17 protein-coding genes and 1 pseudogene are annotated in these 20,126 nt (G+C 46.6%); 7 read left to right on the forward strand and 11 right to left on the reverse strand.

Features of this window, described 5'->3' with window-relative positions; genetic code table 11:
* Nucleotides 1-15: 15 nt before the first annotated feature.
* From QM717_RS04535 to QM717_RS04545, 3 genes are all read right to left on the reverse strand, one after another.
* Nucleotides 16-831: a di-heme oxidoredictase family protein gene (locus QM717_RS04535; protein WP_415036005.1), complete on the reverse strand. Its 816-nt coding sequence runs from the start codon at nt 829-831 to the stop codon at nt 16-18.
* A complete protein-coding gene (locus tag QM717_RS04540) occupies nt 728-1,432 on the reverse strand; it encodes a di-heme oxidoredictase family protein (protein WP_415035285.1) in 705 nt (234 codons plus the stop codon). The genes QM717_RS04535 and QM717_RS04540 overlap by 104 nt, the downstream gene beginning before the upstream one ends.
* Nucleotides 1,433-1,507: 75 nt before the next feature.
* Nucleotides 1,508-2,686: an imelysin family protein gene (locus tag QM717_RS04545; protein WP_415035287.1), complete on the reverse strand. Its 1,179-nt coding sequence runs from the start codon at nt 2,684-2,686 to the stop codon at nt 1,508-1,510.
* A 228-nt stretch (nt 2,687-2,914) separates the two neighbouring features.
* On the opposite strand from QM717_RS04545, the gene QM717_RS04550 reads away from it, so the two are divergent.
* The 3 genes from QM717_RS04550 to QM717_RS04560 are packed head-to-tail and all read left to right on the forward strand — an operon-like array spanning nt 2,915 to nt 7,807.
* Nucleotides 2,915-4,033: an imelysin family protein gene (locus QM717_RS04550; protein ID WP_415035289.1), complete on the forward strand. Its 1,119-nt coding sequence runs from the start codon at nt 2,915-2,917 to the stop codon at nt 4,031-4,033.
* Nucleotides 4,034-4,035: 2 nt separating this feature from the next.
* Nucleotides 4,036-5,403 (forward strand): HTTM domain-containing protein, encoded by a 1,368-nt coding sequence (locus tag QM717_RS04555; protein WP_415035291.1) that lies wholly within the window; start codon nt 4,036-4,038, stop codon nt 5,401-5,403.
* A 19-nt stretch (nt 5,404-5,422) separates the two neighbouring features.
* The gene (locus tag QM717_RS04560; protein ID WP_415035293.1) at nt 5,423-7,807 is read left to right on the forward strand and encodes a TonB-dependent receptor domain-containing protein; all 2,385 of its coding nucleotides are present in this window, start codon (nt 5,423-5,425) and stop codon (nt 7,805-7,807) included.
* Between the two features lie 106 nt (nt 7,808-7,913).
* On the opposite strand, the gene QM717_RS04565 is transcribed toward QM717_RS04560, so the two are convergent.
* The 6 genes and pseudogenes from QM717_RS04565 to QM717_RS04590 form a co-directional block, all read right to left on the reverse strand.
* The gene (locus tag QM717_RS04565) at nt 7,914-8,615 is read right to left on the reverse strand and encodes a hypothetical protein (RefSeq protein ID WP_415035295.1); all 702 of its coding nucleotides are present in this window, start codon (nt 8,613-8,615) and stop codon (nt 7,914-7,916) included.
* An 81-nt stretch (nt 8,616-8,696) separates the two neighbouring features.
* Nucleotides 8,697-9,407, reverse strand: a complete 711-nt coding sequence (locus QM717_RS04570; RefSeq protein WP_415035297.1) for a DUF3667 domain-containing protein — start codon at nt 9,405-9,407, stop codon at nt 8,697-8,699.
* A gap of 4 nt (nt 9,408-9,411) precedes the next feature.
* Complete coding sequence (locus tag QM717_RS04575; protein ID WP_415035299.1) at nt 9,412-11,238, reverse strand: ABC transporter ATP-binding protein; 1,827 nt, start codon at nt 11,236-11,238, stop codon at nt 9,412-9,414.
* Nucleotides 11,238-12,966 (reverse strand): annotated as a pseudogene (locus QM717_RS04580) (phospho-sugar mutase). Before QM717_RS04580 ends, QM717_RS04575 begins: the two are co-directional and overlap by 1 nt.
* Nucleotides 12,967-13,101: 135 nt before the next feature.
* Entirely contained in the window at nt 13,102-14,058 is a 957-nt protein-coding gene (locus tag QM717_RS04585) for a glycosyltransferase family 2 protein (protein ID WP_415035301.1), read from the reverse strand.
* Nucleotides 14,059-14,589 carry a DUF4199 domain-containing protein gene (locus QM717_RS04590; protein ID WP_415035303.1) on the reverse strand — a complete coding sequence of 177 codons (531 nt, stop codon included), beginning with the start codon at nt 14,587-14,589 and terminating at the stop codon, nt 14,059-14,061.
* A gap of 235 nt (nt 14,590-14,824) precedes the next feature.
* Here QM717_RS04590 and QM717_RS04595 point away from each other — a divergent pair, with 235 nt between their 5' ends.
* Complete coding sequence (locus tag QM717_RS04595; protein ID WP_415035305.1) at nt 14,825-15,076, forward strand: type B 50S ribosomal protein L31; 252 nt, start codon at nt 14,825-14,827, stop codon at nt 15,074-15,076.
* Nucleotides 15,077-15,436: 360 nt separating this feature from the next.
* Nucleotides 15,437-16,612 (forward strand): GlmU family protein, encoded by a 1,176-nt coding sequence (locus tag QM717_RS04600; protein WP_415035307.1) that lies wholly within the window; start codon nt 15,437-15,439, stop codon nt 16,610-16,612.
* 76 nt (nt 16,613-16,688) lie between these two features.
* Here the strand turns inward: QM717_RS04600 and QM717_RS04605 are convergent, their stop codons facing one another.
* Nucleotides 16,689-17,120 carry a PepSY-like domain-containing protein gene (locus tag QM717_RS04605; protein ID WP_415035309.1) on the reverse strand — a complete coding sequence of 144 codons (432 nt, stop codon included), beginning with the start codon at nt 17,118-17,120 and terminating at the stop codon, nt 16,689-16,691.
* Between the two features lie 286 nt (nt 17,121-17,406).
* Here QM717_RS04605 and mtaB point away from each other — a divergent pair, with 286 nt between their 5' ends.
* Nucleotides 17,407-18,732: a tRNA (N(6)-L-threonylcarbamoyladenosine(37)-C(2))-methylthiotransferase MtaB gene (gene mtaB / locus QM717_RS04610; protein ID WP_415035311.1), complete on the forward strand. Its 1,326-nt coding sequence runs from the start codon at nt 17,407-17,409 to the stop codon at nt 18,730-18,732.
* A 92-nt stretch (nt 18,733-18,824) separates the two neighbouring features.
* Here mtaB and QM717_RS04615 read toward each other — a convergent pair whose 3' ends face one another.
* Nucleotides 18,825-19,166 carry a hypothetical protein gene (locus QM717_RS04615; RefSeq protein WP_415035313.1) on the reverse strand — a complete coding sequence of 114 codons (342 nt, stop codon included), beginning with the start codon at nt 19,164-19,166 and terminating at the stop codon, nt 18,825-18,827.
* Nucleotides 19,167-19,249: 83 nt separating this feature from the next.
* On the opposite strand from QM717_RS04615, the gene QM717_RS04620 reads away from it, so the two are divergent.
* Nucleotides 19,250-20,125, forward strand: coding sequence for a T9SS type A sorting domain-containing protein (locus QM717_RS04620; RefSeq protein ID WP_415035315.1), 876 nt, complete (start codon nt 19,250-19,252; stop codon nt 20,123-20,125).
* Nucleotide 20,126 lies beyond the last annotated feature (1 nt).

Genomic DNA, 20,126 nt, shown 5'->3' on the forward strand with positions numbered 1-20,126 from the left:
GCCCATATTTCGGGATTAAAGTGAGTTGATGAATTCGAGCAGGTCGCTGCGCTGCTTGGCCGTGAGCTGTTTGTAGCGCTCCTTGGCCTGTTGCGCTTCGCCGCCGTGCCACAAAATCGCTTCCTCGACATTGCGGGCGCGGCCATCGTGTAAAAGATTGGTATGTCCGTTGACCGTCTGGATCAAACCGATTCCCCAAAGTGGCTGGGTACGCCATTCAAAGCCATTGGCCTGGAAGCTTGGGGCATTGTCGGCGAGTCCCGGACCCATATCGTGCAACAGCATGTCGCTGTAAGGACGGATGGTCTGGTTGCGCAAAGCGACAATAGGATAGGTGTTTCCGGTTTGCATTTTGGGCGTATGGCAGGCCACACAATTGAGGTCGTTGAATACTTTTTTTCCGGCGACCACATTGGGTGCGGTGTGGTTCCTGCGTGCCGGGACCGACAAGGTCGACGAATACAGCACCACACGGTTGAGTGCCAAATCGGGAATTTCAGGCGAACCGCCGTTGGGAATGGCGTCGCAATCTACACCGGGCGGACAGTTTTCGTTAGGAAAAAGGCTCGAGGTGATGCCTAAATCTCCCGAAAATGCGGCCGCTACTTGTTGGCGTATCGACGGCTGGTTGGCTTTCCATCCGAAACGCCCCAACTTTTGGGCATTCGAGGCCACATCATACACATAATTGGCGCGACCTGAAATGCCATCGTGGTTGCTGTCGGCTTCATCGACGCGGCTCAGGATGTCCGCTTCGGTGACGGCCTCGAGCAGCCCCAGACCGACCATCTGGTTGGCGATCCTTGGGGATACCAGCAAGCCGGTAGCCATCGGGCCATAGCCGAGATCGATGAAATGGTAGGTTGGTTGTTGGAGTTCGACCACATGACCATCGGCCATGGTTTCGGGTAACTGTGGTGTAGGTAATCGAATAATTTCCTTTCCGGATGACATTGTTGATGGAATTGTCCTGCAATTGCCCGCCATAAACCGGATCTTCAAATGGATTGCCGTTGCTGTCGTGGCCTTCGAGTGAAAGACGCAGCAACAAACCGTGTCCGAGGTCGTTTGTGTTCATCGGTGGCCGTCCGCGTCCATCCTTGAAATGGCAACTTCCACAAGAAACGGCATTGTAGTAAGGGCCAAGTCCGTCGCGCGCTGTGGTTGAGGATGGGGCTGAAATCCAGCTTTGCCTGAAAAACGAATTTCCGACTCCAAAATCGGTCTGCTCCGAGGCGGTGAGTTTTTTACTTGCAAAGCCGAAAGCTTCCACTGTTTGGTTGAATACCGTGGTATTGTAACCACCGGACATTTCTTCGGGGGATTCTACGGCAATCGGGAGGTAGGTTTCCTCTTGCGCGTCATCAGAACTGCAACTGAGCACCAAGTGTACACCCAGCAAAAAAGCGACAATATTTCGGGTCTTTTTCATTCTTGTTTTACAGCAGAAAAGTGTTCCCTGAAAAACAAGGAACACTTTCTAAATTTATTTTTGCAAAAATAGGAATTAACCGTTTACGTTGATTCCCAATTTGGTGGCGCCTGCCAAAAGGTTGGAGCCCAATTCTTTCAATTTAACTACAGCGTTCTGTACTTTCGCACCTTCGGTCGATTCGGCTCCGCCTGAAATCGCGTGGTCGAATGGGGTAAGGATGTCGTCTACGGCCTCCTCAGCGGCATTGATCGCATTGTTGGTTTGCAATCCCGTAAACGGATCGACGGTATTGACGAGGCTCTGCAAAGAAGCGCCTTCGATTGCACCGTATTTGCCTTCATAGATATTGATCACCCCTTGCATGTTCAGGAAAATATCACGGTGGGTGTTGTCGCTGAAGCAAGAGTGTTCATCTTCCTGGTTGGCGTTGGCCAAAGCCACTTCCATACGTTCTACAGGCAATTCAGCCATCACCAAGGTCGTGATGCCGAGGTAGATGTTTTTAATGGCTTCGTTTTCGTTCAATGCCAGGAAAGCCGTGCGGTATTCGCCTTCAGGCTGCCACTGGTCTACCAAATATCCGAGGTGCTCGATCAGCAAATCTGCGCAGGCATTGAGGTAAGCTCTTCTTCTGTCTTGGTTTGCAGCCGTTCCGCCATCTACGAAATCAGTATACGGACGAAGCCCTGGCGTATCTGCCGTAGGGTCGGTGAGGTCCTGTCCCCAAAGCAAAAATTCGATCGCGTGGTAACCGGTACTGATGTTTTTTTCATCACCGGCCTCATTAAGGTCAACGAGCAAATCGGTCGTGATGTTTGGGTAAGTTCCCAGATCATTGATGATGCCGGCATTGCTGTTGCCGTCTACATAATCGATGTAATTTTCATCGAGCGGCCAGGCGTTGAGCAAACCTTCTGGCGCATCGTCACCGGTGTCGATTGGGCCGTTGGCAAAACGGAAAGCCTCGGTGGTTCCGTAGCTCTCGCGGGCCAGTTTCCACTTGTCTTTGGCTGCAGTAAAGTTGGCCTCAGTCGGTGTAGTGGTGAAAGCATTGATGGCGGTTTTCAAAACCACGGCATCGTCATAAGCCTGTTTGTAGTTTTCATATGCGATGTTCGCATAGTTGGCAATAATGTCTTTTTTGCTGACCAGGTTGTTGTTGATTGGTGTTTGGTTGTCATCATCACCACAAGAAATGATGGCGGTGGCGGCAACAAAAAATAATGATATTTTCAAAAAACTTTTCCTCATGGGTGTTTTTATTTAGATTGATTAAACGTAAGCAAAAGTATTTACTTTAAAACAAACAAAAAAATAATCCGGCTGATTTATTTTGGTTGGCATCAGCAAATCAGCAGTCTTGTTTTTTACAAGGCTTTATTTTATTGGCGGTCGTCCATTTGAAATTTTCTAAAATTAATTTAGAATTAATACAGATAAGTAAGTTTTGCTTTCGTATTTTTGTCAAAAATTTTTAAAATGAAGAAGTTTCTTTTGTTTTTTGCTTTTGTAGTGGTCGCGGCCGCCTGTTCCTCAAGTGACAATGGCAGCGACAATTCACCGGTAAACGGTTACGACCGCACTGCGCTATTGACCAACTGGGCCGATAACATCATCATTCCGGCTTTTGAAAACTACCAGCAAAAAGTCAACGATCTCCATGCGAAAGCCAGTACTTTTACCGCCACGCCTACGCTTGATAACCTGACGGCATTGCGCGCTTCCTGGCTCGAAGCCTACAAGGCTTACCAATATGTGTCGATGTATTATTTTGGGAAAGCCGAATCGGTTTTTCTCAAGGAAAGCGCCAATACCTATCCGACCGATGTAAACGGGATCAACAACAACATCACCAGCGGGGCTTACAATCTTGCGTTGTATGCGCAATTCACCCGCCAAGGTTTCCCGGCGCTCGATTACCTGATCAACGGTTTGGACGACAGCGATGCCCAAATCCTGACCTTTTATACCATCAACGCCAACGCCAACAAATACAAACAATATGTAACCGATGTCATGGCACGTCTTAAAACCAATGCCGACGCCATCGTGGCCGACTGGAATGGCGGTTACCGGAATACTTACGTGGCCAACAACGGAACCACCGTAAGCAGTTCGGTCAACCGGACAACCAACAATTTTGTCAAGAATTTTGAACGCGACATCCGTACGGCAAAAATCGGGTTTCCTTGCGGGCAATTTTCGAACGGTGTATTGCATCCTGAAAATGTCGAAGCCTATTACAAAGGTGATGTGTCGAAGGAATTGCTGCTGGTTTCACTCCAAGCCGCGCAAGATTTCTTCAACGGCAAGCATTTCAATAGCGAAACCAAGGGGCCGGGACTCAAATCCTACCTCGATTATGTCAACGCCATCCGCAACGGTTCGAGGCTCAGCGACATCATCAACAACCAATTCGACGCCATTTTCGCGACAACCGACGCATTGGGCAATAATTTCGTAGACCAGATCAACAGCGACAACTCGAAAATGATCGCGACTTACCAAGCCTTGCAGGCACAGACCGTTTACACCAAACTCGATATGATGCAGGCACTCAACATCACCGTCGATTATGTAGACGGCGACGGCGACTAACCATGAATATCCGCATCAAAAACTATCTGGAAAGTTATTCAGAATCAGCGACGCTGGCCTTTTTCAGGCTGGCGTTCGGTTTTATGATGCTGCTGAGCCTGATCCGATTTGCGACTTACGGCTGGATCCAAAAATTCTACATCGACCCCGAATTCCATTTTACCTACTATGGTTTCCAATGGGTCAAACCTCTCGGGAATTATACCTATCTGTTGTTCCTCATTTGTGGGATTGCCGCATTGTGCCTAGCGATTGGTTACAAATATAGAATCGCGGCCATCACTTTTTTCCTGAGTTTTACCTACATCGAATTGATGGACAAAACCACCTACCTGAACCATTATTATTTCATTTCGGTGGTGGGTTTTGTGATGATTTTTTTACCGGCCAATGCTTATTTTTCGGTTGACGCATACCAGAATCCCAAGCGCGCTTTTCAAAAAATCCCGCGGTGGAATACCGATATCCTGAAGTTGCTTTTGGGTATCGTTTACTTTTACGCCGGCCTGGCCAAAATCAATTCCGATTGGCTCATCGAGGCGATGCCGCTCAAGATCTGGCTGCCCAACAATGCCGACCTGCCGGTTATCGGTCCTTTGCTGAACCAGGAATGGGTCATCTATGCCTTCAGTTGGATCGGGATGATTTACGATCTGGCCATTGTGTTCTTGTTGCTCAACAGACGCACCAGATTGTGGGCTTTTATGCTCGTGGTGGTCTTCCACATCCTGACCAAAATTTTGTTCCCGATTGGCGTTTTCCCCTATGTGATGATTGTCTCGACGCTGATTTTTTTCCCCGCCGATTTCCACAAAAAAAGCCTGCAGGCCGTTGCCAAACTGTTTCGCATCGGCTTGACCGTGTTTGAAAATGCAAAAGAGAAAGTCGAAGTTCGAAGCCTGGCTTCCCAAATAAAAATGGGAACCATCACTGTATTTTTGCTGTTCCAATTGCTGTTTCCGTTCCGCTACCTGTGTTATCCAGACGAATTGTTCTGGACCGAGGAAGGCTTCCGGTTCTCGTGGCGCGTCATGCTCATGGAAAAGGCGGGTTATACCGTTTTCAATGTGACCGATTCCAAAACAGGCGAGAAGATCCACATCGCCAATTCGCGTTTCCTGACCCCGTTCCAGGAAAAACAAATGGCATTCCAGCCCGATTTCATTCTGGAGTACGCACATTTCCTTCACGACCACTATGAAAAGGCGGGTTATGCCGATCCGCAGGTGCACGTCGAAAGTTATGTCGCACTCAACGGGAGGCTCAGCAAACTTTATATCGATCCAAGCATAGATTTGGCCCAAGAACATGATACATTTGCCCACAAAAAATGGATACTCGATTTTAACGATGAAATTAAAGGATTTTAGTGCGATTTTATTTTTGCTGATGGGAATCAGCGTTTGTGCCCAGGTCAAGATTTCGGGCACGGTTTCTTCTGACGGAAAAAAGGGAAGGACCGAAATTTTCAATAAAACCAACGGCCAAAAGACATGGACCAATGCCGATGGCTCGTTTGCTGTCGATGTCGAAAAGGCAGGCGATTATGAACTGGTATTTTTCAAGGACGGTTTTGGAATCGTCGAAAAAACGTTTGCTGCTCCATCCGAAAACAACGAAGTGGCCCTGGAAAAGATCACCAACCTTTCCGAAGTGGTTGTCCAAAACCAAAAAGAAAAATGGGCTGCATTGCACAAACTCAAGGATGTAGAAGGCACGGCGATCTATGCGGGCAGAAAAACCGAAGTGATCAACATCGATAAAATTACCGCCAATAAGGCGACCAACAATACGCGACAGGTTTTTGCGCAAGTCGCCGGACTCACAATCAATGAAACTTCCGACGGCGGACTGCAGCTCAGCATCGGCGGACGCGGCCTCGACCCGAACCGCACCTCCAATTTCAATACCCGCCAGAACGGTTACGACATCAGTGCCGATGTGCTCGGCTATCCCGAAAGTTATTACGCCACACCGACCGAAGCGCTCGAGGAAATCCAGATTGTGCGCGGCGCGGCTTCGCTGCAATACGGGACGCAATTCGGCGGACTCGTCAATTTCATCACCAAGAAGCCGGTTGCAAAACCGTTTGCGTTCCTGACACGAAATACAATCGGGTCCTATGGTTTGTATACAAATTTCACGAGCGTGAGCGGCACGCCGGGCAAGTTCAGTTATTATTCGTATTTCAATTACAAGAAAGGCGATGGTTTCCGTCCGAACAGCAATTTTGAGAGCAAGAACTTTTTTGCCAACCTCAATTACCAATTCAATGCAAAGACCGCGCTGCACTTCGATTACACTTATTTCAATTACCTCGCGCACCAACCGGGCGGCTTGACCGACCAGATGTTTTACGACGATCCGCTGCAGAGCAACCGCACGCGCAATTGGTTTGCGGTCGACTGGAATTTATTTGCCCTTCGTTTGGACCATTCGTTTACCCCGAATGCCGAATTCTCGTTGCAGCTTTTTGGGCTCGACGCGAACCGTAAAACGGTAGGATTCCGCCAGAACCGCGCCTCTACGGGTGACATTCTCGGGACCGAACGCGATTTGATTGTTGGGGATTTCGTCAACTGGGGTGCCGAAGCGCGTTATTTGCAGCGTTACAACCTGATGGGCAACAAGAGCACGTTTCTGATCGGGGCCAAATATTACCAGTCGGACAACAAGGGGCTGCAAGGGCCGGGCAGTTCAGGTATCAACGCCGATTTTGATTTGGCGACCGATGAATTTCCGTATTACCCAAACCAATCGCAATACCGTTTCCCGAACGTAAATGTGGCTTTTTTTGCCGAGAACATCTTTAAGATTTCGCCTCGATTTTCGATTACGCCGGGTTTGCGTTTGGAGAAAATACGCACCAAGGCCGAAGGGTATTACCGCAAAATCAATGTGGATTTGGCGGGAAATATCCTTCTTGACCAGACCATACCGGAAAACAACACCAAGGACCGCCATTTTTTCCTGGCCGGGATTGGGCTCAGTTACAAGCCGCAACAACGCATCGAATTTTATGGGAATGCGGCGATGAATTACCGTTCGGTGACCTTCAACGACATCCGTACCTCGGTGCCCAACCAAGTCATTGATGCCCACATTACCGATGAGGAAGGTTATACTTCGGACATCGGTGTACGGGGACAATTGTCCGATCAGATCACTTTTGATACCAGTGTTTTTGGATTGTACTACGACGGAAAAATCGGGGATTACCTGACTACCGACAGCAACAATAATTTCGTCAGGGTCCGCAAGAACATCGGCACGGCTTTTACCTATGGGTTTGAGGCGTTGCTCGACTGGAAAATCAACCGGATGTTTTTTGCGCAAAATGAAAACTTCCAGTGGAATTTGTTCTCGAACCTCTCGCTGACCGATTCAGAATACACCGAGTCGGAGGAAGCGAACATCAAAGGCAATTCGGTCGAATTCGTGCCGTTGTACAACCTCAAGACCGGAACCGGGATCGGTTATAAAAACTTCCTCGCGAGCCTGCAATTTACTTATGTGTCGGAACAATTTACCGATGCCAACAACAGTACGGTCGATCGCAACGACAACATGAGTGGGATTTCAGGGAAGATTCCTGCGTACCATGTGGCCGATTTTTCTGCTTCGTACAAATGGAAGAATTTCAAGCTCGAAGCGGGCGTGAACAATTTTACCGACAATAAATATTTTACGAGAAGGGCGACAGGTTATCCGGGGCCAGGCATCATTCCATCGGAGACACGCAGTTTTTACGCGACGTTGGAATTCGTATTTTGATTTAAGAGAAGAAAGAGGAAAGACCGTTTCACTGAAAGACCGCTGTACTGAAAGAAAAATCTTGTAGCGAAGCGGTCTTTTTTCTTTCAACGAAGTGATCTTTCCTCTAAATCAGGATGTCGCTTTCAAGATCCGATTTTTCGATGATGAAATCAAAGCCCAGTCTTCGCACCAATTCGGTCACGAGGTTCTTGTACCAGTTTTCCGATTTGGGATGGATGTAGATTTTCTCGATCAGGTTTTCAATCCCGATATCGATCTTGAGCCCATTGTCGATGGTCAGATGGTGTGAAGTCACGTCGGTAATGATGCGGATTTCGCGTTCGTATACAAAACTTTTTCGCTTGAACAGGAACGGGAAGAAGCTGTTCTCAAACGGGATGTATTCTTTTTTGTAATCAATGTAATTGACCTCGCCGATGTATTGGTCAAAGGTTTTTTCATTTTCGAGCGCCTTTTGGATCCTGCCCAAAGTCGACTGGATCGCCAAACCTTCGTTCTTTTGCGTAAAAATCTGCCACATGGCAAACGATTCATATTCATTGATGTGCCAACTGCTCACGACGATATTCTTGCGGCGCGTTTTGTAGAAATCGAGAAAGTCGGGATTGTCGGCCGAGAGCTTGCGGATTTCCTCAAAAGTCGGCTCACTGAATGTGCCTTCGTATTGGTCTTCGAATTTATCCGAACGCGACATGAACAATTTGCGGTACAGCAGCAGATCGACAAATTTCGACAGGTCGAGGTATTTCCATACGACCGTGTCGCAATCTTCGGGGAGCTTGATTTGTTCGTCGCTGATGTACATGTCGCTTTTGTTGGACGCCTGCGCGCAACACGAAGTTAGTAAAAAAGGAATGCTTCACCAACAACCCATGTTGTGGCAATGTTACCGGATTGCTAAATCGATCAGGCTGCCCAACGCGAATGCCGCGATGCAGAAAGTAAGGTAACCCAAAACATACGCCCAAAACGCCTTGAAGTAATTAATCGGCTTTCGGCTGAAAAATTCACCAATGGCCCAGGCGCAATAGGCAAACCCGATTATTCCTGCTGCGGTCATCAGTTTGATGTGCGTAACGCCCTGCAAAAAAGCAAAAAAGGCAAAGATCAGCATGGCCATCCCCATCACAAAACAAAGCAGGATCAGAATTTCGAAAAAGTTATAACCATATTTCCTGAAAAACAATTTCACCCACAGCGCGATAAAAACCCCCATGATGATGTTGGCATAACCATAATGTCCCTGAACCCAAGTAAAGATGGCCGTCACCGACGATTTTTGGATGCCTTTAGTCACCACATAACCTTCCTCAATGTGAAAGAAATGACTGGTCAGCGAATAAATGAGCGAAGTGACAATGATAAAAATAATGGGTTTGACCAGCCTGCTGCGGTTCTCGGAAAAGAAATCGCGGATATTTTTTCCGGGATGAACCAGCAATTCTTTTACCGTAAACAAAATCCCTTTTTCGAAATGCAGGACATGTTCGATTTCATGGATGATGTAATGGCCGTCGATGCGTTTGAGTTGGGCCGGCTGACCACAATTCGAACAGTAATTCCCGCTGATTTCGCTGCTGCAGTTTTTACAGGTCATCGGTTTAAGATTCAAGCGATTGCATAGTGACCAATTTCTTGTAAGTGCCGTTGTGAGCGAGCAATTGTTCGTGCGTGCCCTGTTCGACGATGCGTCCTTTTTGCATCACGACAATGACGTCGGCTTTCTGGATCGTAGACAAACGGTGTGCAATTACAATCGAGGTGCGGTTCTGCATCATGTTTTCGAGCGCCACCTGTACCAATTTTTCGCTTTCGGTATCGAGTGCCGAAGTTGCCTCGTCGAGGATCATGATCGGTGGATTTTTGAGTACGGCGCGCGCAATCGACAAACGCTGTTTTTGTCCACCCGACAATTTGTTGCCGCTGTCGCCGATGTTCGTGTAAATACCGAGCGGCAAATCTTTCACGAATTCATAAGCGTTCGCAATTTTGAGCGCGTCGATGATTTCATCGTCGGTCGCATCAGGTTTGCCGAGCAAGATGTTTTCCTTGATCGTGTCGTTAAACAGGATGCTGTCCTGCGTCACGAGTCCGATCAATCCGCGCAACGACTCGAGTTGCATGTCCTTGATGTTGGTGCCGTCGATCTTGATTTCGCCTTCATTGACGTCGTAGAAACGCGTGAGCAAATTGGCGATTGTACTTTTTCCGCTACCGGATTGTCCGACCAATGCCACGGTTTGGCCTTTCTTGACATTGAGCGAGAATTCCTTCAATACGTTTTCTTCTTCGTAACGGAAATTGATTTTTTCGAGCGTCACGATTTCGTCGAAACTGTCTTTTTGGACCGCATTCTCCTTGCTCGTGATTTCATTTTCCTGCTCGAGTACGGCAAAAACACGGTCGGCCGCGGCCAATCCGCTTTTGACTTGGTACGAGGCTTTCGAAATCGCCTTGGCCGGGGTCAAAATGTTGTAGGCCAAAGCCATGTAGGTAATGAAAGCTGCACCTTCTAAGGTTTTGCTGACCAATACCATCTGCCCGCCATAGAGCAGCAAAATCGCAATGGTGATGATGCCCAGAAATTCGCTGAGCGGCGAAGCGAGGTTGTTCTTGTTGCCGATGCTGTTCGAGAGTTTGAGCAAACGCGTGACCGAATTGTTGAATTTCGTCTTGAAGTTTTCCTCGGCGTTGTAGCTTTTCACGACTTTGAGTCCGCTCAGGGTTTCTTCCAAAATCGAAATAAAGTAACCCGATTCCATTTGTGCGCGCTCCGATTTCGACTTGAGCGATTTACCGATCCGGGAAATAATGAAACCCGAAATCGGGATGAAAATGAACACGAACAAAGTCAGATTGACGCTGATGTAAAACATCGTGATGATTGTAAACAAAATCGTGAGCGGTTCGCGTACGACGAGTTCGAAAATCGAGAAGAACGAAGTCTGCACTTCGCCCACATCGCCCAGCATACGCGCCATGACGTCGCCTTTCCGCTTTTCGGAATAGAACGAAATCGGCAATTCGATGATTTTCTTGAACAAGACGTTGCGCAAATCCTTGAGCACGCCGTTGCGCAGCACCGTGATGTGGCGCATCGCGAGGTAATTGAACACGTTCTTGAGCAGGAACAGCGAAATGATCAACCCGATGACAAACAACAAGGCGTTGACGGGATTGTCCTGTGTGAATTTGGTGGCGTAATAACCGAGCGTGTCCTTGAGGAAACCGCCCAGGTCGCCAATCGATCCGAGTTTTGGTTTTTCGGTAATCGTTTCCTGTTTGCCAAACAAGATGTTGAGCATCGGCATCAGCGAAACCATCGAGAGCGAGCTGAACAGGGCATACAAAACGTTGAACACGATGTTCAGGATCGCATTCCTTTTATACGGTTTGACGAAAGGAAGTATTTTTTTGTAATTCTCCATTAAATGATGTTTAAATCGGTCAGGATGTTTTTGATTTTGGCATCCAGTTCCGCCTCGACCGCTGCGGCGTTTTCCACTTTGTCGAGCGTGGTGTTGACGCTGACATAGAATTTGATTTTAGGCTCGGTTCCGCTCGGTCTTGCGGCGATTTTCGAACCGTCTTCGGTGTAATAAATCAGTACATCCGATTTGGGAATCGTCATGCTTTCGGTTTCCCCGGTGAATAAATTCTTGGCGACCGAATTCTTGTAATCTTCGACCATCACCACGCGTTGGTGGTCGATTTCCTGTACCGGATTGTTGCGCAAATCCACCATCATCTGGTTGATTTCGGCCAAACCTTCGATGCCTTTCTTGGTCATCGAAACCAAATATTCTTTGTAGAATCCGAATTCGACGTACAATTTGAGCAATTCTTTGTATACCGAACTGCCATTGGCCTTGGCCTGCGCGGCAAGTTCACAAATCAATAAAGTAGCAGCCACCGCATCCTTGTCGCGCACGGCGTCGCCCACCATGAATCCGAAACTTTCTTCGCCGCCGCCGATGAATTCTTGATTAGGGAAATCCTTGATGAATTTGGCGATCCATTTGAAACCGGTCAAACCAACTTTACATTCCACGCCATAAGCGTCGGCGAGTTGCAGCATCATCGGCGTGGAAACGATCGTCGACCCGATGAATTGCTTGCCGTTGATTTTTCCGGCCTTTTTCCATTGCTCCAAGAGAAAATGCGTCATCAAAACCATCGTTTGGTTGCCGTTGAGCAAAATCATTTTGCCTTCGTTGTTTCTGACGGCTACGCCCAATCGGTCGCAATCTGGATCGGTTCCCACGACAATGTCTGCACCGAGCTTGTCGGCCAGTGCCAAGGCCATTGTGAGCGCCTCCGGTTCTTCGGGGTTCGGCGATTTGACGGTCGGGAAATCCCCATTCGGCTCGGCCTGTTCGGGAACGATGTGTACATTTTTATAGCCCGCTTTGGCCAAAACTTGTGGAACTGCCTTAATCGACGTACCGTGCAGAGAAGTAAAAACAATGTTCAAATTGTCTTTTCGAAGATTGCGCCGTATTAAAACTTGCATTGTCCACCGACGATTTGAAAAATGCTTCGTCGATGTCTTTGTCGATGTAATGGATCAGTTTTTCATTCGACTGGAACTTGATCTCGTCGTATTTCAACGCTTCAATCACCTCGATGATTGCCGCGTCCTGCGGCGGAACGAGCTGTCCGCCATCTTCCCAATACACTTTGTAACCATTGTATTCAGGCGGATTGTGCGAAGCCGTGAGTACGATGCCGCATTGGCATTTCAAATGTTTTAAGGCAAAACTCAATTCGGGTGTCGGGCGCAAATCAGAGAATAAATACACCTCGATTCCGTTGGCCGAAAACACATCAGCTACGACTTTAGCCAGCGTGTTGCTGTTGTGGCGGCAATCATAGGCAATCGCGACCTTGATTTGTTTTCCGGCAAAAACCTTTTTGAGGTAATTCGAAAGTCCTTGCGTATTTTTCCCGAGCGTGTATTTGTTGATGCGGTTCGTGCCGACGCCCATGACGCCGCGCATGCCGCCGGTTCCAAATTCGAGGTTCTTGTAAAAACTTTCCTTTAATTCGGCCGGCGAGGAAGTCATCATCTGCTTGATTTCGTCTTGCGTCGAGGCGTCGAAAGTCGGCGTGAGCCATTCGTTGACGCGGTCCAGTATGTCTTTTTCGATGTTCATGTTTTATATTTTTTGAAGCTATTTCCTGCTTTCCGTTGCAATCTTTAAAAATTCCGCGGCGCTGCATTTTCAAAGGATTTCCACTGCAATCAGGGCTAGGGCAGTAAGGTGAGCCTGAAATTCTGTATTTTATATTTAGAAGTTTACTTTTTTTGAAATTTTATAACGTTCCTCGTTGTTTTTCGTACGCAAGATAATTTCGCCTAAAAATCCCGCGAGGAACAATTGTGTCCCGATGATCATCGTGGTCAACGCGATGTAAAACAACGGGTTGCTCGTGACCAAAATCGTCGGCAATCCCGCGGCGAGTTTCCCGAGTTTGACGCCAATGATGACGCCCGTCGAAATAAACCCGATCACAAACATCACCAATCCCAATGCGCCGAACAAATGCATCGGTCGTTTGCCGAAACGCGACAAAAACCAAATCGTGATCAAATCCAGGAAACCGTTGATGAAACGTTCCATCCCGAATTTGGTCTCGCCGTATTTGCGTGCCTGGTGCTTGACGACCTTTTCACCGATTTTTCCGAATCCGGCATTCTTGGCCAAAACCGGAATGTAACGGTGCATTTCGCCCGACACTTCAATATTCTTAACCACATCCGAACGATAGGCTTTGAGTCCGCAATTGAAATCGTTGAGCTCGACGCCCGAAGTACGGCGCGCCGCCCAGTTGAACAATTTCGAAGGCAAATTCTTGCTCACCACCGAGTCGTAGCGTTTTTTCTTCCAGCCCGAAACCAAATCGAAATGATCGTTGAGGATCATGTGGTACAGTTCGGGGATTTCTTCGGGGTTGTCCTGCAAATCAGCGTCCATCGTGATCACGACATCGCCTTGTGCCTGGGCAAATCCGGCGTGCAAAGCCTGTGATTTTCCAAAGTTCTTGAGGAAACGAATACCGCGGATGTTGGGGTTTTTGGCCGACAATTGTTCAATGATCTGCCACGAATTGTCGGTGCTTCCGTCATCGATAAAAATCACTTCGTATGAAAAGTGGTTGCTGTTCATCACCGAAACGATCCAATCGTGGAGTTCGGTAAGCGATTCTTCTTCATTGAGAAGCGGAATGACTATGGATAAATTCATTTACAGTTGTTGCGAAGATTTGTTTTTGAAAATCAGGGCAAGAATCAATCCGAATATGGCGCTGAAAATAAAACTGACAACAAGTCCGAATAATTGGTTTCCGGGCGCATAATTGTCAGTGTTTTGCATATCGGCGACGGCCTGGTTGATGTCAGAGGCACGCGCGCCGAACTTCTGCATCATCTCGACTGCATATTTGATGCTGATTTCCTGCAGCGTTTCTTTGGCCGAAGGATCAACCAGATTAAAAAGAACGATGTTGAACAAAACCGAAATGGTACTGCCGATTACTGCGGCGAGAAAGTAAGTTGTGAAAGCTTCCTTGAAAGTCATCAAACCGCCCATTTCGCGCTTGGTTTTGGACAACAACACTACGCCGAGCGTAATCGAAATGGCGATGGCCAGCAGTCCGATCCACCAACTGGTGAACAATTCAAGGTTAATCGTGTAGATCAGTGTGGTGACCAGGACCGAGAAAACGCCCATGATGACACCGAAAGTAATCCCATTTTTCTTGATGATTTCGTTCATGAAACTCTATTTTAATTGAATCAACAAATATAGCAATTCTGTTAAAACCGTGGGCAAAAATCGTTTGCAGTCCAGAAATAAAAAAATACCGATAAAGATTTGATAATTAAAAAATAGTTGTAAATTTGCGGGCTTTAAAATAACAATTAAAACAAAAAGTTATAACGCGTTTATACCTTTCAAAGAGAAAGCTTCAAGACGAATTTATAGCCATTACAAAGAAAATACATTTACCATGAAAAAAGGAATCCACCCTGAGAATTACAGATTAGTCGCTTTCAAAGACATGTCTAACGACGAAGTTTTTATCACTAAATCTACCGCTGAAACCAAAGAAACCATCACGCACGAAGGTGTTGAATACCCTGTTGTGAAAATGGAGATCTCTAGAACTTCGCACCCTTTTTACACTGGTAAATCAAAACTCATCGATACTGCTGGACGTATCGACAAGTTCAAAACCAAGTATGCCAAGCACGGAAGATAATCTTTCGGGTGTTCAAAATATGAAAAAGCCTTTCCGTTTGGAAGGGCTTTTTTGTTTTAGTAAATATTGCAATCATGGTAGAGTAGAGAAGAATTATAGATTTTCTATAGGGAACGTATCGGTTAAAATTGTATTTTGCTCTCAATCGGGAAGGGGAATCGGGTTTATCCCTACTCAATACTTTTCAGATTAAAGTATAGAAAAACTGTGTTTTTTGTTAAAAACGAATGTTGGTGCGTAGCATTACCTAATAATCTGCGACATTGCTTTTATTTAGAATGATGCAGTTAAAATTAACTTTGTAACTTTGGACGTTTTCCGATGCAACGGTTAAACGAATCAACGATTAAACGATCCGCCATGAACTACATCCTTTTCGACGGTCCAGCCCGCAATTCTTTACTGCCATTTACATTTACGCGTCCAGTGGCCGATATCCGTATCGGGATTTTGACGATCCGTGAAAAATGGGAAAAATACCTCGGCACAACGACGACGACAATTACCGAGGAATATTTGTCTGAAAAATTCCCAATGGTCGAAATGGAAGAAAACGTTCTGATCAATGCCTCTTTTTTGCCCAATGAAATTTTGGCCGAAATGGTCAAATACCTCGAGCCGAACCAAGCCATTATAAAGGGCGAGGAAATCATCGCTTTCTTTACCAATGAAACGCAGGAAGAAGTCGATTTCGACAAGTACGAAATGATTGAATACAACCAGGATTGCCTCACGGTGACCAAACCATGGGATATTTTTGCCAAGAACGATGTGGCTTTGCGCGAAGATTTCGAACTCTTGACCGAAGACCGTATTTCACAACCGATCCCGAAAAGTGTCAACGTCATCGCGCCTGAAAACATTTTTATTGAAGAAGGAGCGAAGCTCGAATTCGTCACGCTCAATGCTTCATCGGGCCCGATCTACATCGGAAAAGATTCAGAAATCATGGAAAATTCTGTGATTCGTGGACCGTTTGCGTTGTGCGAAGGCGGGCAGGTGAAACTGGCGACCAAAGTATACGGCGCCACGACAGTTGGTCCACATTCGAGAATCGGGGGCGAGGTGTCGAACTCGGTCTTGATGGGTTATTCGAATAAAGGGCACGATGGGTTTTTAGGAAATTCGGTGCTCGGCGAATGGTGCAACATAGGTGCCGATACGAACAATTCCAACTTAAAAAACAACTACGAAGAAGTCAAATTGTGGAGCTATGAAACCGGCGGGTTCGAAAAAACAGGCTTGCAGTTTTGCGGGCTCATGATGGGCGACCATTCCAAATGCGGCATCAATACCATGTTCAATACAGGAACCGTCGTCGGTGTGAGCGCGAATATTTTCGGGGCGGGTTTCCCGCGCAATTTCGTACCGAGTTTTTCCTGGGGCGGCGCTTCGGGATTTACGACCTACATCACCAAAAAAGCGTTCGAGACCGCAAAAATTGTGATGTCACGCCGCCATGTGGAATTTGATGAAAAAGAAGCGCGCATTTTGGAACACGTTTTTGAGGAAACGAAAAAATGGCGTAAAGAGTAATTAGAAAATGAGACAATTAGTCAATTAGAAAATTAATTGTCTCATTATCTAATTGTCTCATTATCTAATTGGCACATTAATCCGCTTTGAGGAAATTCCCGTTCTTGTCGAATTCCAAATCAATCTTTCCCGTTAAATCCACATCCACGTCATTGTGACCGTAATCGATGTGCGTGATTTCTTTTCCGGAGTAATTTTTCTTGACATATTCTACAATCTTTGGATCGAGAAATGCAGTCGGAATGGGTTTGCCTTTGCCGTCCACTTCACGGTATTTGCCGTCTTTCCAGAATTCGACCTCGGTGCCGTCGGCTAAAATGACTTCATAGCCTTTCTCGCCGTGTTCGGCGTCTTTCTTGGCTTTGGTAATAGCAATGCCTTTGAAATGTTGTTCGAGAAATTCGTTGGCGCCTTTGGGCAATTCGGCGGTGGTGATTTTTTTCTGTGCGCTGACGGTCGTGATGCCCAGGAAAAGCAGACAGCAGACGAAAATAGTTGATGTGTTCATGGTGTTGTGTTTTAATAATGAGGTTTCAAGTTACAAAAACCAAAACCGCACGGCAATGATTTTAAGATAGCTTTAATTTTCAGAGGGTTAAGTTGTGTATGAATGCACGAATTATGTTTTTTTTAATTCGTGCATTCGTGGCATATTTAATTTTTGTGTGTAAATTTGCAGCCTTAATTTTAGACGGATGTCCGCGTTAGCGATTCCTTCGGCAGTCGCTTCGCTCGTGTGAGGCAAGCACAGTGTGCAGCCGATAGCGAGGCGCTTGCGCAACGCCCACCACAAAATGGAAAGAAAAAAAGTCGCTTTTTACACCCTTGGATGCAAGCTGAATTTCTCGGAGACTTCGACCATTGCGCGCAGTTTCCAGGAAGAAGGTTTCGATCGGGTCGAGTTTGAGGAAGTCGCCGATATTTATGTGATCAATACCTGTTCGGTCACCGAAAATGCCGACAAGCAGTTCAAGCAGTATGTCAAAAAAGCGATGAAACTCAACGACAAGGCGTTTGTCGCGGCCGTAGGTTGTTATGCGCAACTCAAGCCCGAAGAACTCGCCGCAGTCGATGGCGTGGACCTCGTTTTGGGCGCCACCGAAAAATTCAAGATCACCGATTACATCAACGATTTGTCGAAAAACGACATGGGCGAGGTGCATTCGTGTGAGATCCAGGAAGCCGATTTTTATGTGGGTTCGTATTCGATTGGCGACCGTACGCGTGCGTTCTTGAAAGTGCAGGACGGTTGCGATTACAAATGCACTTATTGCACGATTCCACTCGCGCGCGGCATTTCGCGTAGCGATACGATGGAAAATGTTTTGAAAAACGCAAAGGAAATTTCACAGCAGGGCATCAAGGAAATTGTGTTGACGGGTGTCAATATCGGCGATTATGGCAAAGGTGAATTCGGGAATAAAAAGCATGAACACACGTTTTTGGAATTGGTGCAGGAACTCGATAAAGTCGATGGGATTGAACGCTTGCGCATTTCTTCGATCGAACCCAATTTGCTCAGAAATGAAACGATCGATTTCGTGTCGAAAAGCCGCACGTTTGTGCCGCATTTCCACATTCCGTTGCAAAGCGGCAGCAATGATATTTTGAAGAAAATGAAACGCCGTTATATGCGAGAGCTCTATTCGGAGCGCGTGGCGAAAATCCGTGAGGTGATGCCGCATGCGTGCATTGGCGTCGATGTGATTGTGGGTTTTCCGGGTGAAACCGATGAGCACTTTTTGGAAACGTATCACTTTTTGAACGAGCTCGATATCTCTTACCTGCACGTGTTTACCTATTCGGAACGCGACAATACCGAAGCGGCTTCGTTTGAAGGAATCGTTCCGGCGAACGTGCGTGCGAAACGAAGCAAAATGTTGCGTGGATTATCGGTCAAGAAACGTCGTGCGTTTTACGAAAGCCAACTCGGGACTTCAAGAACGGTTCTGTTTGAAGGCGAAAACAAGGAAGGCTACATCCACGGATTTACCGAAAATTACGTCAAGGTCAAAACGCCTTGGAATCCGGAACTCGTCAATACTTTACACGAGATCACGTTGACGAAAATTGACGAAGACGGTTCGGTGCGTATGGAATTTGCAAATATTCCGGTTTAAAAAAATCAGTATATTTTTTAAAGTCTAGTAGTGCAGCGGTCTTGGCTCTTGCAACGAAGTGGTCTATTTTATCGGCGAAGCGGTCTTTCCTCTCAATATTTCGAATGAAATTTCACTTTCGTGATCCGGTACACATCGCTGCCGTACAATTCCACAAACTCAAACGTGTGGCGTTTCGGTTGCTTGAAATCGACCAAGAGTTTGGCCGAAATCTCATAGTACATTTTCTCGCCTTCCATCATGAGCCGATCGCCGTTGTTGCGGTAGGCGGAGCGGATCAGTGTAAATTCGGATAAATTCCAGGTCGTGGACGTGGCCGAGAAATCTTCGTAGCGCGAATACAGCCCTTCGGTGATCTCGGTTTTGCAGCCATAATATTTGGAAATGTTTTCGAAAAAGGCAATGACTTTTTGTTTGGTTTCTTCGGAACTCATGCGGTAAAGGTATGGTTTTTAAATAATAACGCGGCTTGTATTTGTTTCTGATGCAAATGTGTACATTTGAAAAAAATACACTCATGAGGAAATTATTACTTTCGCTGTTGCTGCTTTGTTTTGTTGATGGATTTGCGCAAAGTCCGACACCACCGCCACTTGGCGCCAATCCTTGGTATGCATTGGATATGGATAACGATGGGTCGGCACCCTTTGATATTGCGTATTTTATTTCGGCGATTGCCCGACCGGGATTGGAAATTGATACCGAACAGAGTATGGCCGGATACGACATTTGGGCAGAAGATGATCCAGAGGTTCCGCTGACACCTATTTATTACAACACTTACAACCATCAATTCATATCGCTGACTTTTGAATACAATGGCAATGGTCCTGTATTCGACCCGTTCCTTTCACCGGGATGGCCGTTTGAGTTATTTCAGTTGGGAGGCATATTTCTCGACGCCATTCCATACGATGGCGATTTCGACAATGATGGAATTTCGAATGCAGACGAAGATTTGAATGGCAATGGCGTGCTCAACGATGACAACAACGGCAATCCGTATTTTCCCAATTTCATGAATCCCGATGACGACGGCGACGGTACGCCCACTATCGAAGAAGACTACAACGGCAATGGCGATCCACAGGATGACGACCTCAATGACAATGGCATTCCAGATTATCTCGATCCATTGGTCACGCCGCTTTCGGCAACGAAATTTGTATCAAAAGCTTTTGTATTGTACCCGAATCCGGCTTCAGACCGATTGACTGTTTTTGTCCCTAATGCCAAAGTGGCGTCGGTGGAAATCATTGATGCGACCGGAAGGGTTGTTTTAAATACAAATTCAGTACATCCGATTGACATTTCACCATTGGCATCCGGAAATTATTCGGTTAAGATAACTACAGATGCGGCACAATCGGTTAAAAAACTAATGGTCGAATAAA

This window comes from Flavobacterium sp. (assembly GCF_047602195.1).
Classification (GTDB): Bacteria; Bacteroidota; Bacteroidia; order Flavobacteriales; family Flavobacteriaceae; genus Flavobacterium.

Excerpts from the sequence above, each read along its gene's own strand:
- QM717_RS04545 (WP_415035287.1), bottom strand. The coding sequence starts at position 2,686 with ATGAGGAAAAGTTTTTTGAAAATATCATTATTTTTTGTTGCCGCCACC.
- QM717_RS04555 (WP_415035291.1), top strand. The coding sequence starts at position 4,036 with ATGAATATCCGCATCAAAAACTATCTGGAAAGTTATTCAGAATCAGCG.
- QM717_RS04570 (WP_415035297.1), bottom strand. The coding sequence starts at position 9,407 with ATGACCTGTAAAAACTGCAGCAGCGAAATCAGCGGGAATTACTGTTCG.
- QM717_RS04615 (WP_415035313.1), bottom strand. The coding sequence starts at position 19,166 with ATGAGTTCCGAAGAAACCAAACAAAAAGTCATTGCCTTTTTCGAAAAC.
- QM717_RS04565 (WP_415035295.1), bottom strand. The coding sequence starts at position 8,615 with ATGTACATCAGCGACGAACAAATCAAGCTCCCCGAAGATTGCGACACG.
- mtaB (WP_415035311.1), top strand. The coding sequence starts at position 17,407 with ATGGAAAGAAAAAAAGTCGCTTTTTACACCCTTGGATGCAAGCTGAAT.
- QM717_RS04590 (WP_415035303.1), bottom strand. The coding sequence starts at position 14,589 with ATGAACGAAATCATCAAGAAAAATGGGATTACTTTCGGTGTCATCATG.
- QM717_RS04550 (WP_415035289.1), top strand. The coding sequence starts at position 2,915 with ATGAAGAAGTTTCTTTTGTTTTTTGCTTTTGTAGTGGTCGCGGCCGCC.
- QM717_RS04575 (WP_415035299.1), bottom strand. The coding sequence starts at position 11,238 with ATGGAGAATTACAAAAAAATACTTCCTTTCGTCAAACCGTATAAAAGG.
- QM717_RS04620 (WP_415035315.1), top strand. The coding sequence starts at position 19,250 with ATGAGGAAATTATTACTTTCGCTGTTGCTGCTTTGTTTTGTTGATGGA.
- QM717_RS04535 (WP_415036005.1), bottom strand. The coding sequence starts at position 831 with ATGGCTACCGGCTTGCTGGTATCCCCAAGGATCGCCAACCAGATGGTC.
- QM717_RS04540 (WP_415035285.1), bottom strand. The coding sequence starts at position 1,432 with ATGAAAAAGACCCGAAATATTGTCGCTTTTTTGCTGGGTGTACACTTG.
- QM717_RS04605 (WP_415035309.1), bottom strand. The coding sequence starts at position 17,120 with ATGAACACATCAACTATTTTCGTCTGCTGTCTGCTTTTCCTGGGCATC.
- QM717_RS04585 (WP_415035301.1), bottom strand. The coding sequence starts at position 14,058 with ATGAATTTATCCATAGTCATTCCGCTTCTCAATGAAGAAGAATCGCTT.
- QM717_RS04595 (WP_415035305.1), top strand. The coding sequence starts at position 14,825 with ATGAAAAAAGGAATCCACCCTGAGAATTACAGATTAGTCGCTTTCAAA.
- QM717_RS04600 (WP_415035307.1), top strand. The coding sequence starts at position 15,437 with ATGAACTACATCCTTTTCGACGGTCCAGCCCGCAATTCTTTACTGCCA.
- QM717_RS04560 (WP_415035293.1), top strand. The coding sequence starts at position 5,423 with ATGGGAATCAGCGTTTGTGCCCAGGTCAAGATTTCGGGCACGGTTTCT.